The 13128-nt window shown below is 64.2% G+C and carries 15 protein-coding genes and 1 tRNA gene; 2 read left to right on the forward strand and 14 right to left on the reverse strand.

The features are described from left to right. Nucleotides 1-118: 118 nt before the first annotated feature. The 4 genes from JQ591_RS26845 to JQ591_RS26860 all read right to left on the reverse strand — a co-directional run bounded on the left by JQ591_RS26845 (nt 119) and on the right by JQ591_RS26860 (nt 3341). Entirely contained in the window at nt 119-628 is a 510-nt protein-coding gene (locus JQ591_RS26845; protein ID WP_211399016.1) for a hypothetical protein, read from the reverse strand. A gap of 234 nt (nt 629-862) precedes the next feature. Next, nucleotides 863-1171 (reverse strand): EthD family reductase, encoded by a 309-nt coding sequence (locus JQ591_RS26850; protein ID WP_211399017.1) that lies wholly within the window; start codon nt 1169-1171, stop codon nt 863-865. A gap of 211 nt (nt 1172-1382) precedes the next feature. Further along, nucleotides 1383-3089 (reverse strand): FAD-dependent oxidoreductase, encoded by a 1707-nt coding sequence (locus JQ591_RS26855; protein WP_211399129.1) that lies wholly within the window; start codon nt 3087-3089, stop codon nt 1383-1385. A gap of 27 nt (nt 3090-3116) precedes the next feature. Continuing rightward, a complete protein-coding gene (locus JQ591_RS26860) occupies nt 3117-3341 on the reverse strand; it encodes a hypothetical protein (RefSeq protein WP_211399018.1) in 225 nt (74 codons plus the stop codon). Between the two features lie 316 nt (nt 3342-3657). Between JQ591_RS26860 and JQ591_RS26865 the strand changes: the two genes are divergently transcribed. Continuing rightward, nucleotides 3658-3732, forward strand: a tRNA-Thr gene (locus tag JQ591_RS26865). A gap of 992 nt (nt 3733-4724) precedes the next feature. On the opposite strand, the gene JQ591_RS26870 is transcribed toward JQ591_RS26865, so the two are convergent. The 4 genes from JQ591_RS26870 to JQ591_RS26885 form a co-directional block, all read right to left on the reverse strand. Then, nucleotides 4725-5054, reverse strand: a complete 330-nt coding sequence (locus JQ591_RS26870) for a hypothetical protein (RefSeq protein WP_211399019.1) — start codon at nt 5052-5054, stop codon at nt 4725-4727. Nucleotides 5055-5201: 147 nt separating this feature from the next. Further along, on the reverse strand, nt 5202-5678 hold the full coding sequence (locus tag JQ591_RS26875) for a Crp/Fnr family transcriptional regulator (protein ID WP_211399130.1): 477 nt from the start codon (nt 5676-5678) through the stop codon (nt 5202-5204). 197 nt (nt 5679-5875) lie between these two features. Further along, nucleotides 5876-6496, reverse strand: a complete 621-nt coding sequence (locus JQ591_RS26880) for a ferric reductase-like transmembrane domain-containing protein (RefSeq protein ID WP_211399020.1) — start codon at nt 6494-6496, stop codon at nt 5876-5878. A gap of 11 nt (nt 6497-6507) precedes the next feature. Further along, nucleotides 6508-7011: a Twin-arginine translocation pathway signal gene (locus tag JQ591_RS26885; protein ID WP_211399021.1), complete on the reverse strand. Its 504-nt coding sequence runs from the start codon at nt 7009-7011 to the stop codon at nt 6508-6510. A 278-nt stretch (nt 7012-7289) separates the two neighbouring features. On the opposite strand from JQ591_RS26885, the gene JQ591_RS26890 reads away from it, so the two are divergent. Beyond that, entirely contained in the window at nt 7290-8297 is a 1008-nt protein-coding gene (locus JQ591_RS26890; protein ID WP_211399022.1) for an LLM class flavin-dependent oxidoreductase, read from the forward strand. 111 nt (nt 8298-8408) lie between these two features. Here the strand turns inward: JQ591_RS26890 and JQ591_RS26895 are convergent, their stop codons facing one another. From JQ591_RS26895 to JQ591_RS26920, 6 genes are read right to left on the reverse strand one after another with little or no spacing between them, the layout of a single operon-like run. Then, nucleotides 8409-9284, reverse strand: a complete 876-nt coding sequence (locus tag JQ591_RS26895) for an amidohydrolase family protein (RefSeq protein ID WP_211399023.1) — start codon at nt 9282-9284, stop codon at nt 8409-8411. Nucleotides 9285-9297: 13 nt separating this feature from the next. Next, on the reverse strand, nt 9298-9693 hold the full coding sequence (locus tag JQ591_RS26900; protein ID WP_211399024.1) for a RidA family protein: 396 nt from the start codon (nt 9691-9693) through the stop codon (nt 9298-9300). A 24-nt stretch (nt 9694-9717) separates the two neighbouring features. Then, nucleotides 9718-10521, reverse strand: coding sequence for a 2-oxo-hept-4-ene-1,7-dioate hydratase (hpaH, locus tag JQ591_RS26905; RefSeq protein ID WP_211399025.1), 804 nt, complete (start codon nt 10519-10521; stop codon nt 9718-9720). A gap of 3 nt (nt 10522-10524) precedes the next feature. Next, nucleotides 10525-11385, reverse strand: coding sequence for a fumarylacetoacetate hydrolase family protein (locus JQ591_RS26910; protein ID WP_211399026.1), 861 nt, complete (start codon nt 11383-11385; stop codon nt 10525-10527). A gap of 44 nt (nt 11386-11429) precedes the next feature. Beyond that, on the reverse strand, nt 11430-12047 hold the full coding sequence (locus JQ591_RS26915; RefSeq protein WP_211399027.1) for a flavin reductase family protein: 618 nt from the start codon (nt 12045-12047) through the stop codon (nt 11430-11432). A gap of 3 nt (nt 12048-12050) precedes the next feature. Then, a complete protein-coding gene (locus JQ591_RS26920; protein WP_211399028.1) occupies nt 12051-13016 on the reverse strand; it encodes a Bug family tripartite tricarboxylate transporter substrate binding protein in 966 nt (321 codons plus the stop codon). Between the last annotated feature and the right edge of the window lie 112 nt (nt 13017-13128).

The following is a 13128-nucleotide window of genomic DNA, read 5'->3' on the forward strand; positions in this document are numbered from 1 at the left end:
GGCTCCTTCAGTGCGAATCGGTCCGGCGCGCGAGGCGCGAGCCGGCAAGCGGAAGATGGTCGTACGAGCGTCCGAGGTCGATGCCGCGCACCGTCCTGCGGTGACGAGGATCGTGCGATCAGGCGAACGCCATCGGCCTGTAGCGGCGCCAGGCGCCGATGGTGAGCACCACGAAGAACACCAGCACGAGGCCCTGCACCACGGCGAACACGGGACCTCCCGGTGGATTCGGCGGCACGGCGGGTGCGAGCGCGGCGAGCGCCGGCACCTTTAGGAACGACTGGATCACCAGCACGAAGACGTTGAAATACAGCGAGATCATCGCGGTCACGATGTAGACCGGACGCCAGACGCCATTGAGCTTCATGCCGTACAGCGCGAAGCAGGCGATCGCGAGCAGCACCAGCGAGATGATGCCGATGATGTGCGACGGCAGCAGCTCTTTGAACGGAAACAGGAAGCCGGTGGCGCTGGTGAGGATCGTGAACAGCAGGAAAATCGCGGTGAGGCCCGGCATCGGTTTCGAGCCGAGCAGGCCGAACATCACGACGAGACCGGCGGCGATGCCGATCAGGCTGATGGTGACATGGACCAACGTGAAGGCGGGCAAGCTCAACCCTAGAACCATGACATCTCTCCTACTCTTCGCATCGGGTTCGAAAAGATAAGTATTACGGTCCTCATCGAATTGCCACCTGCGCCGGTGTCACACATTCGCGCGCAGCCATGCGTCATCGTGCGAATCGACAAACGCATGCTCTGATTTTTTGCAGCGCCGCCACAAACGACAGCAGGGCATCGACCAAAGTTGAGTCGAATTGGCCGGGGCGCTCGCGAGGTGCGAAGCGCCCCTGCACGCGTCTCACACTTCCTTGGTGTCGAAGATCAACAGGTCGGCGCCGCCGCTGGCGAATTTCGGCACGTCAGCGCCGGTCGCCTTGCCTTCCGGGCTAGCGAATGCCGCCTGGATGTCGGCCGCGCTGTCAAAGGTGAGAATGGCGACGAGATGGATTCCGGAAGGCCCAGCGGGAGAGCCGACCGGCCCCTTGCTGATGGCGTACTTCTTCAGGCCGGGAAGTTTCTTGGCGAGCGGAATGTGAGTCTCGGCATAGTACTTGTCGAAGGCCGCAGCATCCTTGGGCGTCTTGTAGAGCACGACGATTTCAGCCATTTAGTCCTCCCGTTAAGCGTTTTGTTTGTAGATCCTCATGGTGAGGAGCGTGCGAAGCACGCGTCTCGAACCATGCAGGCCCGGCTGTTGCTTCCGGGCCTTCGTCCTTCGAGACGCGCGTTCCGCGCTCCTCAGGACGAGGGGATAGTCTGCATCAACGCGCGCAATGGCAAGCCTCATTCGACTTGCCATTTACTTGCCTTGTCCTTGACTAAAGCGCCGGTTTTGCGGCGTCGCCGAGATAGCCGTGCAGGGAGGCCACGACCTGCGCGCCCTCGCCGATGGCGCCGCCGACGCGCTTGACCGAACCGGAGCGGACATCGCCGACGGCATAGACGCCGGGCACCGAGGTCTCCAGCGGCGCCACCAGCCGGCCCTGGTTCTGTTCCGACTGCGCGCCCGTCACGACGAAGCCGCCGCGATCGAGCGTGATGCCGCAGCCGTCGAGCCAGCCGGTGGCGGGATCGGCGCCGACGAACAAAAAGAGATTGCGGATGTCGGCGGATTCTTCGTCGTTCGACAGCCGGCTCTTCAGGCGGATGCGCCGCAGCAGCGAGGCTTCGTCGCCCTCGAGCGCGGAGATCTCGGTGTTGAACATCAATTCGATGTTGGGGGTCGCTTCGATGCGCTCGATGAGATAGCGCGACATGCTGGCCCCTAAGCCGCCGCCGCGAATGATCATCAGCACCTTCTTGGCATGACCCGACAGGAACACCGCGGCCTGCCCCGCCGAATTGCCGGCGCCGACCAGCGCCACTTCCTCGCCGGCGCAGAGCTTTGCCTCGACCGGGGAGGCCCAGTACCAGACGCCGCGGCCTTCGAATTTATCGAGGTTCTCGATCTCCGGCCGGCGATAGCGCGCACCGCTCGCGACCACCACCGCGCGCGAGCGCAGGGAATCGCAGCCGTCGAGCGCGACAGAAAACGCGCCATCCTTGCGCGTGCAGTCGAGCGACTTCACCGTGACGGGAATCATGATGTCCGCGCCGAATTTCTGCGCCTGGTTGAACGCGCGCGCAGTCAGGGCCTGACCGGAAATGCCGGTCGGAAAGCCCAGATAATTTTCGATGCGCGCGCTGGCGCCGGCCTGGCCGCCGAAGGCGCGGGTGTCGAGCACCGCGACCGAAAGTCCTTCGGACGCGGCATACACCGCGGTGGCGAGCCCGGCCGGTCCGGAGCCGACGATCGCGACGTCGTAGATGCGATCGTTCTTCGGCCCGCCGATCATGCCGATCGCGCGCGCAAGCTCGGTTTCTCCGGGATTGCGCAGCACCGCACCATCAGGGGTGACGACCAACGGCCAGTCTTCCGGCTTGGGCGAATAACGCGCGATGACGTCGGCGGCGTCGCGGTCGCGCTCGGGATCGAGCAGATGATGCGGCTGGCCGTTGCGGGTGAGGAAACCCTGCAACCGCACCACGCCGGCCGAATGCGACGGACCGATCAGCACCACGCCGCCGACGCCGGCCTGGAGCAGATTGACCCGGCGCAGGATCAGCGCGCGCATGATGCGCTCGCCGAGCTCGGCCTCTGCGACCAGCAGCGCGCGCAGGCGCTCCGGCGGCAGCAGCAGCGTTTCGACATCGCCCTCGGCGCGGCCGTCCACCAGCGCCGGCCGTCCCGAGAGCTGGCTGAGCTCGGCCAGGAATTGCCCCGGCCCCTGGTCGATCAGCGGCGTCACGTTGCCGAGGCCATCACGCTGGGTGATGGCGACATGGCCCTTGAGCACCACGAACATGCCCGGCCCGGGCTTGCCGGTCTCGAACAGCAGCTCGCCGTCGGCGTAGGTGCGGACCTCGCCGAAATGCCTGACACGCTCGATCTCCGCGGGGGTCAGCGCCGGAAAGGTCTGTTCAGGGCGCGTGAACCGCGACATCTGCGCGTCACCGTCGATTCGTTGCGTGTCGTCCTGCCCCATTGCCACGTCCATGCACTCCAGAAATTTCTAACCACCGGTCTTGTCGGCAGTCTCGCCGGCGGTCCCCTCATCTAGGGAATCATCTTCGTTCTGCGAGGGGTCGCCACTTGCGGCGCGTTCGCGCGCCTGCACCTTCCGCCGCTTCAGATTTTCGCGCAGCGCCGATTTCAGCCGGTCGTCGCGGGACGACCTCGCCTGTCTCGAGTCCTGTCTCGAGTCCTGCCGCTCGCTCTTGTCGTTCTCGTCAGCCATCGGGGTCCATTACAGCGATCGGCGATAACATGCCCGAGGAATAAGGCAGCTCAAGAGGCCCGCGCGAGCCGGTCGTGCGAAAATCGAAATGGATCGAATCCGGCGCGTGGGGCAACTGGCCAGTTGGGTGGGGATATCGGAACCGAATCCGCGGAAAGTCGGCCGTTTCGAACCAAAACGAGCATTTTGGCCCCGATATCGACCCGATTTTATCGTTTTGGCGGAGCTAGCAAGCTTGCACAGGAGGGGGGCTTGTGGCAGATATCGGCCCGCTTGGTAGGCCCCTCGTGGCGGCCGATTCTCGATCCCAGCACATGCTGCCGTAGCTCAGTGGTAGAGCACTCCATTGGTAATGGAGAGGTCGACAGTTCAATCCTGTCTGGCAGCACCATTCCCTGGGTCAAATCACGCACAGATCAGCATTCTCGCGGCATCAAACGCCCGAGTTTTGCTTCTCTCCGTAACCCTCTTCCGTGAAGAGGGCGCAGGGAAGACCGGGTGCCGGCTGGCACCCGCGGTCCACTGCGCGAAAGCACACGCAGAAAAACCGCACAGCAGCATACAGGTGTAGCCGAACACTCGGCCTTCCCTGCGCAGTGGGTTGACGGCTTATGCCGCGCTCTCCCCGGCGACGAGTTCCTTTTTGTCACCGTCGCCTTGCGAATTGACGATGCCTCGAGACCCGGTTGGGCCCCGATCCATCTCCGCAAGGCTTGACCGTAGCAACGACGGCCAGGACCACACGATTTTGCCGTACGCAGCGATCCGGCTTCGCCCAAGGGCTTCGCCGGACACAGGCGCCGTTCGTCCGCACGCTAGCCAGACCTCACGAGGTTCATCTCGCCCTGGTCCCGCCTTCGCGTGCCCGACGCTGCCGCGTCCACCGCACCCCGATCCACGCTTCGTTACGACGGACGACCGCCCCTCTCCGGGGACCGGGATGGTGGATTGATACTGCGATTCCGAATTTCGGTAAAGTGGAATATTTTTGCGGAGGAGGGTTGACGAGGTTTTGTGGGGAGGCGGGTGTTTTGCCCGACGGGTTGAGATTGGACCGCGCAGGTAAGGTTAATTCTTCCTTTCGATTGCCGGTAAAGTTTTATCTATTATCGTCCTTGCGGTGGATGATGAACCAGAGGCTCCAATAGTGATTGCGTGTTGCATGATCGTGACTGGGATTGCGTTGCTTCTCTCCGGCATCGTTGTCTTCGGCTTTCATAGAAACTCGCTGCACTCGATGGCATTGCTGTAGCCGCATCGGCGATGCCGGCGCCCAGCTTGTAGGATGGGTAGAGCGAAGCGAAACCCATCGAAACATCGTGCGGTGACGAAACATGATGGGTTTCGCAAGGGCTCTACCCATCCTACGCGAGCTGACTGGATCTACCGCCGGCCTCGGCGCCATGACGCACCGATCAGCCAGAACACGAACCTGACAAACAGGATCGCGGCCGTGATCTGGATCCAAAGGAAACCACCGAGTTCACGCAAGACAATTTCGGCCTGAGCGCCCCAATAACCAGGAAGCGCATCGCCGACAGCTTCGATACCGTGCGTGCCGGTCCGCAGGGCCCATCGGATCCACTCGGGCTTGTAGAAGAGCGCAGCGCCGAGCAAAATCCAAGTCAGCAAGGCAGTGCTAACTCTGAAGGAGTGCACCTTGGCGTGGTGCTTGAACGCCCCGAATCTTCCATTTTCTCCGGCTTGAGCCATGTTATTTTCCTATTCGAAGCCGACGGTGCCCGGAAGTTCGCAGGATGGGTACAGCGAAGCGAAAACCCATGGAAGACTTGTGTAGTGACCTTGCGCGGTGACGAAGCATGATGGGTTTCGCAAGTGCTCTACCCATCCTACGCACGATCAATTGTCGTCACCCATCTGCTGTGCGGCGAAGCGATCGTCGGAGCGGCGCAGCCGTCGGCATAGCTCGCGGTTGATGTTTTGCAGGACGATCACATAGGCGTGGATATCGGCCTTGTAGCAGGCGTAGAGCTTTTGGGCGGTCAACTCGTAGAGGACGGTCGGACTCTCGGCGACTACCGTGGCAGAACGATTTTGCATTTCAATCAGCGTCATCTCACCGAAGAAATCGCCGGGCTGCAGAACGGAAATCGGGATGGCGCTCCCCGAATTCGCCCGCTTGCTCACCGCAAGCCGCCCGGATTTGACGATGAACAGCGAGCGCCCCGGCTCGCCTTCCGCCACGACGGTCGCGCCGACATCGAAGCTGCGTTCGACCAGCATCGAACTCAAGAGGTCGAGACTTGGGTCCGTGAGACCGCCGAAGAACGGCGTCGCGAGCAAGAACGCTTTCATGTCGGGGGCACTGACAACCATCACGGGAAGATAAGCTTCATCGCCATCTGCGGCAAGCAACGCAAGCGTAGCCCGGATGGAGCGTAAGCGTAATCCGGGGCCATCAACCACGGATGCAGTTTCGCAGGATGGGTAGAGCACTTGCGAAACCCATCATGCTTCCGCGCAGGCCAAGTGCGCAGACCAAGTGCGATGGGTTTCGCTTCGCTCTACCCATCCTACGCACTCTCGCCGCGCAATGCCCGCTTTCTCCGGAGGTCAGCCACGACCTTGACGGTTGCCGCAAGCACAGCTGCGCAAAGCGCCGCTTTCGAGATCGTCTCCATCGTCCCCTCGATCAGCAGGCAATGGGCCACGCTGCATGCGACGATGACGATCGCGAGGGGAATATGCACGATGCGCCAAGTGCGCAGCCGCAGCCTCAATCGCCGGCGCAGCGCGGCCAGAACCGCGACGGTGAAGATGGCCCACATGGCGGTCACGCCGAAGGGGGAGAACGGCGTTGGTGAAGTGTAGGTGAGAGCGTCGATCATGTCGGGCGGGCTGGTGACCCAGAGGCCGGCGACGTGGATCACCACCGCCAGAGCAAGCGCGCCGCCGATCCAGTGATGGGCGCGCCGGCCGCGATAGGTCGACAATCCCGGCAGATATCCGCCGATCAGCAGGGGCTGAACGAGCACGAGTCCGAGCCCGATGATCCCGGCGAATCCGGCGAGGATGTAGACCGGCCCTCGCCATGCGATCAGCTCGCTTCCCGCAGCGAGCGCGATCGGCACGCCAATGGCCAAGGCAAGGGCGACCCAGATCAGGCTCGCCCGGGCCGATCTCCACCCCTTCATCTCCAATGCGATCAGGCCGACTGCAGGACGAAGTGCGCTTCCAGGCTGGTTTCCTTTGCGCTCCGCATCACCGGCCGCAGGAAAACGGTTTTGAATTCACCGCTGTCATAGGCGAGGTGGCCATGCGGCTGGCCGAAGATGGGAATGATCTGCGGCATCTCGAGCCGGAACTTGCCGTCCTTATCGGTGAGCGTGGCGCCATGGCTCTGCGGCTCGTGCTCCTGACCTTCGGTCGTGTGCGCCCAGATCTGGATGCGCTGCCCGGCCAGCGGAACCCCGTCGCCGGCGCGGCGGACGGTGCCGCTCATCCAGAAGCCACCCTTTCCAATGCGGTCCACGATCGCCGCGCCCTTGCGGTAGTTGTTTGCCCCGCCCGACATCGTCTCGGTCGGTGCGAGGCCGTCCGCGCGTGCAGGCAACAGCAGGCCGGAAACGCCGGTTGCCAAAAGCCCGGTTGCGAGGGTCGAGCCGCCCGCGGCGAGGAGGCTCCGGCGATTGAGTACGACCGTGGTCATGTCGGTTCCTCCTGCAACGGGAGCAGTAGCTCCCGCAATGGTACAACAACAGGCGCGAGCCGCCCAGTTAAGACGAGGGGTGGAACGGGGCGCGATGACGGTGTTGTGAATGGAGGTGCGGGCCGCTCAAACAGCTTCGTAGGATGGGTCGAGCGAAGCGAAACCCATCGAGTCTCGCGATGGACGAAACAGGATGGGTTTCGCTGCGCTCTACCCATCCTACGCGCCGACACTACATGTATTCTTAGCCGTCAGCTCTCCACTCCGGTACCCCTCCCATGATCCCCTTCTCCGTGCTCGACCTCGCTCCCATCCGCCAGGGCGGCGACGCGTCGCAGGCGTTTGCCAATTCGCTCGATCTTGCGCAGCATGCCGAACGCTGGGGCTACAAGCGGTTCTGGCTGGCCGAGCATCACAACATGACGGGCATCGCCAGCGCGGCGACGTCGGTGGTGATCGGGCATATCGCGGGCGGCACCCGGACGATTCGCGTCGGGTCCGGTGGGATCATGCTGCCGAACCATTCGCCGCTCGTCATCGCCGAGCAGTTCGGCACGCTGGCCTCGCTCTATCCCGGGCGGATCGATCTCGGGCTCGGGCGCGCGCCGGGCACCGACCAGTACACCGCACGGGCACTGCGGCGCGATCTCGCGACGAGCTCGGAAAATTTTCCGCAGGACGTGCTGGAATTGCAGGCGCTGCTCGGCGATGTGCAGCCGAACCAGACGATCCGCGCCGTGCCCGGCATGGGGACGAAGGTGCCGCTGTGGATCCTGGGATCGAGCACCTTTGGCGCGCAGCTCGCCGGCATGCTCGGCTTGCCGTTCGCGTTCGCCTCGCACTTCGCGCCGCAAATGATGATGCCGGCGCTGCGGGAGTATCGCGCGCGCTTCGAACCATCGGCGCAGCTCGACAAGCCCCATGCGATGGTCGGGGTCAACGTGTTCGCCGCCGACAGCGACGCGGACGCGCAGCGCATGTTCTCCTCGCTGCAGCAGCAGTTCATCAATCTGCGCCGCGGCACGCCCGGCCCGCTGCCGCCGCCGACTGGCGACATGGATGCGCTGTGGTCGCCGGCCGAAAAGGCCATGGTCGGCCAGTCGCTGTCCTGCTCGGCGGTCGGCTCGCCTGAAATGGTCGAGCAGAAGCTGAGGGCGCTGATCGCCGAGACCGGCGCGGACGAATTGATGACGACGGGGCAGATCTACGACCACGCCGCGCGGCTGCGCTCGTTCGAGATCGCGGCCGAGGTGCGGGACCGACTGGCTTCGCAGCCGGCCGCGTGAGCGCGAAGACCACGCCCGTCATTGCGAGCGCAGCGAAGCAATCCAGAGTGCCTCTGCGGAAACAAGTCTGGATTGCTTCGTCGCTTCGCTCCTCGCAATGACGGGGTGGCGCTAGTCCGGAAACCCGAACAGCTTTGCCGGATTGTGCACCAAAATCTTCTCCAGCTCCGCCTGGTCGGGCGCGTAGCGGTACATCAGCTCGAGCAGATCGGCGTCGTTGGGCGGTTGCTTGACCGAGACCGGATGCGGCCAGTCGCTGGCCCAGACGCAGCGGTCGACGGCGGCCTCGATGTAAGCCCGCGCGATCGGGATCACGTCGTCGTAGGGCGGGCCGGCCTTCGAGGTCTTCTCGCCGAGCGACAGCATCACCCAGAAATTGCCCTTGCCGAGCAGCTCGAGCATCTTGCGCAGGTTCGGATCGTTCTTGCCGGCTTCCGGATCGGGCCGCGCCATGTGGTCGATCAGCACGGGCACGTCGAGATTCTCGTACTTGGCAACGCTGGAGACGATGCCGTCCTTCTCCGGCTGGATCTTGACGTACCAGCCGAGCTCGCGGATGCGCGCGATGGCGCGGGCGAAATCGGCATCCGACAGCACGGCGCCGAGTTCCTGGCGGAAGCTGAAGCGCGCGCCGCGGACACCTGCATCATGCAGCCTGGCGAGATAGGCGTCGTTCGCTTCCGCGAACACCAGCGCGTTGGCGCAGCCGCGATAGTTCGGGCCCATCGCGGCGAGACCGTCGAGCACGACGGCATGATCGGCGCCATAGGTGGTGGTCTGCACGATGATGCCGCGCTCGATGCCGAGCGTCTTGTGCACGCGCAGCGCCGCTTCCCAGGTCGCGGTCGGCATCCGGTAGGCTGCACCGGGACGCTCCGGATATTTGTCGATGGGGCCCAGCACGTGAAACTGGCTGTCGACGGTTTTGGGCGGCGGCGCCTTGACCGGGCGGCGCGGGTTCGGGTCGAACGGCAGATAGGTCGGCATGCGCAAAACTCCCTCAGTCGATCACGGCGGTGAAGTCGCACTGCACCAGCGCGCCGCCGTCCATATTGTCCATCGGCAGCGCGTGGCGCGCCGGGCGTGAATGCTCGTCCGGAAACATCTTCAGCCATTCGACATTGACCGGGCCGCGCTGCGTACGGTCCTTCAGCCACACCGTCATCTTGATGATGTCGTCCGTGGTGCCGCCGGCGGCTTCCACGGTCGCCTTCATGTGCGCGAACATGTTGGCGCATTGCGCGTCCAGGCTCTCGGGCATGACGCCGGTCGCGCCATCGCGGCCGAGGATGACGCCCGACATCACGAGATTGCCGATGCGGCAGGCGTTCGGAATCGGATTGGCATGCTTGAAGCCGCCGATATGGATGCTCTTGCGCCGCGTTTGACCCGTCATGGTGCGCTCCTCTTCATTGCTTGTTCAGACGAACTGGCACGACACCGAGCCGAAGGTGCCATAGTCGGCATGAAAAGTGTCGCCGCGGCGGATGTCGACGGGCCGCGTGAACGAACCCGCCAGCACGACCTCGCCGGCCGCGAGATGTTCGTCATGCGGCGCGAGGCGGTTGGCGAGCCAGGCGATGCCATTGGCGGGATGATTGAGCACGCCGGCGGCAAGCCCGGTTTCCTCGACCTCGCCGTTGCGGAACAACAGCGCGCCGATCCAGCGCATGTCCGCGTCCATCGGGCGGAAGGGCCGGCCGCCGAGCACCAGCGCGGCGTTCGCCGCGTTGTCCGAGATCGTGTCCATGACCTTTCGCGCCTTGCCGGTCTCGGGATCGACGCGATGCATGCGCGTCTCCAGAATCTCCAGCGCCGGCGTGACGTAGTCGGTGGCGTTGAGCACGTCGAAGATGGTGCAATCGGGCCCGCGCAGCGGCGCCTTCAGCACGAAGGCGAGCTCGACCTCGATCCGCGGCGCGTGAAAGCGGTCGAACGGAATCGGCGTGGCGTCGGCATAGAACATGTCGGCGAACAGCACGCCGTAATCCGGTTCGGAAATGCCGACCGCGTTCTGCATCGCCTTCGAGGTCAGGCCGATCTTGTGGCCCTTGATGACCCGGCCGCGACTGATCTGAAGTTTTGTCCAGGCGCGCTGAACGGCATAGGCATCCTCGATGCTGAAATCCGGATAGTCTTTCGAGAACATCGTGATCAGCGTCTTGGTGCGCTCGGCCTCATCGAGCCGCGCGGCAAGGCGTTCGGTCGTGGCGGCGTCCAGCATGGCTCAGCTCTCCGCCGCGACGGTGTTGCGCAGCACGCCGATGCGGCTGGATTCGACCTCGACGACGTCGCCAACTTTCAGCCAGCGCGGCGGGTCGAAGCGGGCGCCCGCCCCGGTCGGCGTGCCCGTCACGATCATGTCGCCGGGCTTGAGGGTTGCGAAGGTGGAGAGATAGGAGATCAGAAAGTCGAACGGGAACATCAGCCGTTCGGTGGTGTCCTGCTGCCGCACCTCGCCGTTCACGCGCGTGGTGATGTCATGGGGCCCGCGCGGATCGAGCTCGTCCGCGGTAACGATCCACGGGCCGATGCTGCCGGAGCGGTCGAAATTCTTGCCCTGCGTGACGTTGAACTTGCCGTGGCGCAGCCAGTCGCGGATCGTGCCTTCGTTGCACAGCGTCATGCCGAAGATGTGCGCCCAGGCCTTTTCGCGCGGAATGTGGCGGCCGCCCTGCCCGATCACGATGACGAGCTCGCCTTCATAGTCGAGCTGATCCGAGACCTCAGGCTTCTCCAGCGGCTGACCGGAGCCTGTCATCGAGGACATGCTGCGCACGAACAGGCTGGGATATTTGGGCAGGTCGGAGCTGTCTTTATACTCCGCATTGCGCTCGGCGTAATTGACGCCGATGCACCAGAGCTTTTCGGGCGCCAGCACCGGCGGAAGCAGCACGAGATCGTCGAGTGCGTGGTCCGGCTTTTGTCCGGCGACGGCTTCCTGCGCGTCGGCCAGTGCATTGGCCGCGATCAGCGCCCGCACGTCGGAGAAGTCGCGGCCGATCCGCCTGGTCAGATCGACGACACCGCCTTCGATGGCGGCACCATAGTGCGGCTCTCCGTCCAGGAGATAACTCACGAGTCGCATGGTCGTTTCTCCAATGGTCTTGAGGTGCGCCCGGGGCGGCGCGCTCAGTCGGTCGATTTGGGAGTCTGGAACACGCCGCGCAGCGTCACGATCTCGCCGAGCCGGGCGTAGCGCGGCCCGCCGATGCGCGCGATCGGATCGAGCGCCGCGGTTTCGACCTTGCCGTCGTTCACGAGGCCGTCGCGGATGTGGAACATCACGACTTCGCCGACGATCAGCCGGCTGCGGGCGTCGCCGAATTCGAGGCACTGCCGGAAGCGGCATTCCATCGCGACGGGTGCAACGCCAAGCCGCGGCACCTTGATGCGCTCGCTCGCGATCGTCTCGAGGCCCAACTCCGCGACCTCGCTGATCTCAGGCGGATGCTCGACCGATGAGTCGTGCACGGCCTGCATCAGCGGGGTGTCGGCGATGTGGATGACGTATTCCTCGGTGTCGAGGATGTTGTGCGCGGTGTCCTTGTAGTCGGCGCCCTTGCGGCCGACGCTGATGGCCAGCATCGGCGGCTTCTGCGAGACGAAGGTGAAGGCGCTGAACGGCGCGAGGTTGAGCACGCCTGAGCGCGACAGGCTCGTCACCCAGGCGATCGGACGCGGCACCACGATGCCGGTCATCAGCCGGTAGATGCGCTCGGCGCCGAGCTCGGTGGGGTCGATCCGCATCGATCAGTCCGCCTTGATGTTGGCCTTGCGCACGACCGGAATCCATTTGGCGTCCTCGCGCTCGAGATAGGCCTTGAATTCGTCGGGCGTCATCGCGACGGCTTCCCCGCCGAGCTTCTCGAACTTGTCGACCACGGCGGGGTCCTTCAGGATCGCGGTCAGCGCCTCGTGCAGCTTGTCGATCACGGGCGCCGGCGTGCCTGCCGGTGCGAACAGGCCGGTGAAGGTCTGGCCGTCAAAGTCCTTGTAGCCGAGTTCGGCGAAGGTCGGCACGTCAGGCAGCGACTTCAGGCGGTGCGGGCTGGTGACGGCCAGCGCCCGGAACAGGCCGGCCTTGATGTGCTGCAGGCTGACCGTGAGCTGGTCGAACGCGAACTGCACCTGCCCGCCTAAGAGATCGTTGACCGCGGGCGCATTGCCGCGATAGTGCGCGGTGACCCATTGCAGATCGAGGCTGGACTGCATCAGCTCGCTGAGCAAATGGTTGGTGGTGCCGGGACCGGGCGAGGCCATCGTCAGCTTGCCCGGCTCGCGCTTGGCGAGGTCGATGAATTCCTTGAAGGTCGTCGCCTGCACCGACGGATGGACCTCGAGCACCAGCGGCGTCATCGAGATCGTCGTGATCGGCAGGAAGTCCTTCTTCCAGCTGTAGGCGTCGCGCTTGTTGATTTCGGTCGCGAACAGCACCGGGCCGTTGGCGCCGACGAACAGGGTGTAGCCGTCGGGCGCGGATTTGGCGAACGCCTCGCCCGCGATCATGCCGCCGGCACCCGCCTTGTTCTCGATGATGAAGGGCTGGCCGAGCTTTTCCTGGAGCTTGTCGGCGATGATGCGCGCGGCGCTGTCGACATTGCCGCCGGCTGGATAGGGCACGATCAGCTTGACGTTGCGCGCCGGCCATTGCTGGCCCGACGCCGCTCCCGTCAACATCGCCGCTGCGGCAGCTATGGCAATCCAGATTAATCTCATGTTAACCTCCCGGCGGCGCTTCCAATTCCACATCGAGTGCCCTGACGTCGTACACGGCAGCTCGATTCGGAGCGCAATCTCCAGATGCGCGCTTTACCTGTCGAGTGAATTG

Source organism: Bradyrhizobium canariense, assembly GCF_018130465.1.
Lineage (GTDB): Bacteria > Pseudomonadota > Alphaproteobacteria > Rhizobiales > Xanthobacteraceae > Bradyrhizobium > Bradyrhizobium canariense_C.

Bases quoted from the DNA above. Each gene is read 5' to 3' on its own strand.
- JQ591_RS26890 (WP_211399022.1), top strand. From the start codon at position 7,290: ATGATCCCCTTCTCCGTGCTCGACCTCGCTCCCATCCGCCAGGGCGGC.
- JQ591_RS26915 (WP_211399027.1), bottom strand. From the start codon at position 12,047: ATGCGGATCGACCCCACCGAGCTCGGCGCCGAGCGCATCTACCGGCTG.
- hpaH (WP_211399025.1), bottom strand. From the start codon at position 10,521: ATGCTGGACGCCGCCACGACCGAACGCCTTGCCGCGCGGCTCGATGAG.
- JQ591_RS26845 (WP_211399016.1), bottom strand. From the start codon at position 628: ATGGTTCTAGGGTTGAGCTTGCCCGCCTTCACGTTGGTCCATGTCACC.
- JQ591_RS26900 (WP_211399024.1), bottom strand. From the start codon at position 9,693: ATGACGGGTCAAACGCGGCGCAAGAGCATCCATATCGGCGGCTTCAAG.
- JQ591_RS26850 (WP_211399017.1), bottom strand. From the start codon at position 1,171: ATGGCTGAAATCGTCGTGCTCTACAAGACGCCCAAGGATGCTGCGGCC.
- JQ591_RS26885 (WP_211399021.1), bottom strand. From the start codon at position 7,011: ATGACCACGGTCGTACTCAATCGCCGGAGCCTCCTCGCCGCGGGCGGC.
- JQ591_RS26880 (WP_211399020.1), bottom strand. From the start codon at position 6,496: ATGAAGGGGTGGAGATCGGCCCGGGCGAGCCTGATCTGGGTCGCCCTT.
- JQ591_RS26860 (WP_211399018.1), bottom strand. From the start codon at position 3,341: ATGGCTGACGAGAACGACAAGAGCGAGCGGCAGGACTCGAGACAGGAC.
- JQ591_RS26895 (WP_211399023.1), bottom strand. From the start codon at position 9,284: ATGCCGACCTATCTGCCGTTCGACCCGAACCCGCGCCGCCCGGTCAAG.
- JQ591_RS26875 (WP_211399130.1), bottom strand. From the start codon at position 5,678: ATGGTTGTCAGTGCCCCCGACATGAAAGCGTTCTTGCTCGCGACGCCG.
- JQ591_RS26870 (WP_211399019.1), bottom strand. From the start codon at position 5,054: ATGGCTCAAGCCGGAGAAAATGGAAGATTCGGGGCGTTCAAGCACCAC.
- JQ591_RS26855 (WP_211399129.1), bottom strand. From the start codon at position 3,089: ATGGGGCAGGACGACACGCAACGAATCGACGGTGACGCGCAGATGTCG.
- JQ591_RS26920 (WP_211399028.1), bottom strand. From the start codon at position 13,016: ATGAGATTAATCTGGATTGCCATAGCTGCCGCAGCGGCGATGTTGACG.
- JQ591_RS26910 (WP_211399026.1), bottom strand. From the start codon at position 11,385: ATGCGACTCGTGAGTTATCTCCTGGACGGAGAGCCGCACTATGGTGCC.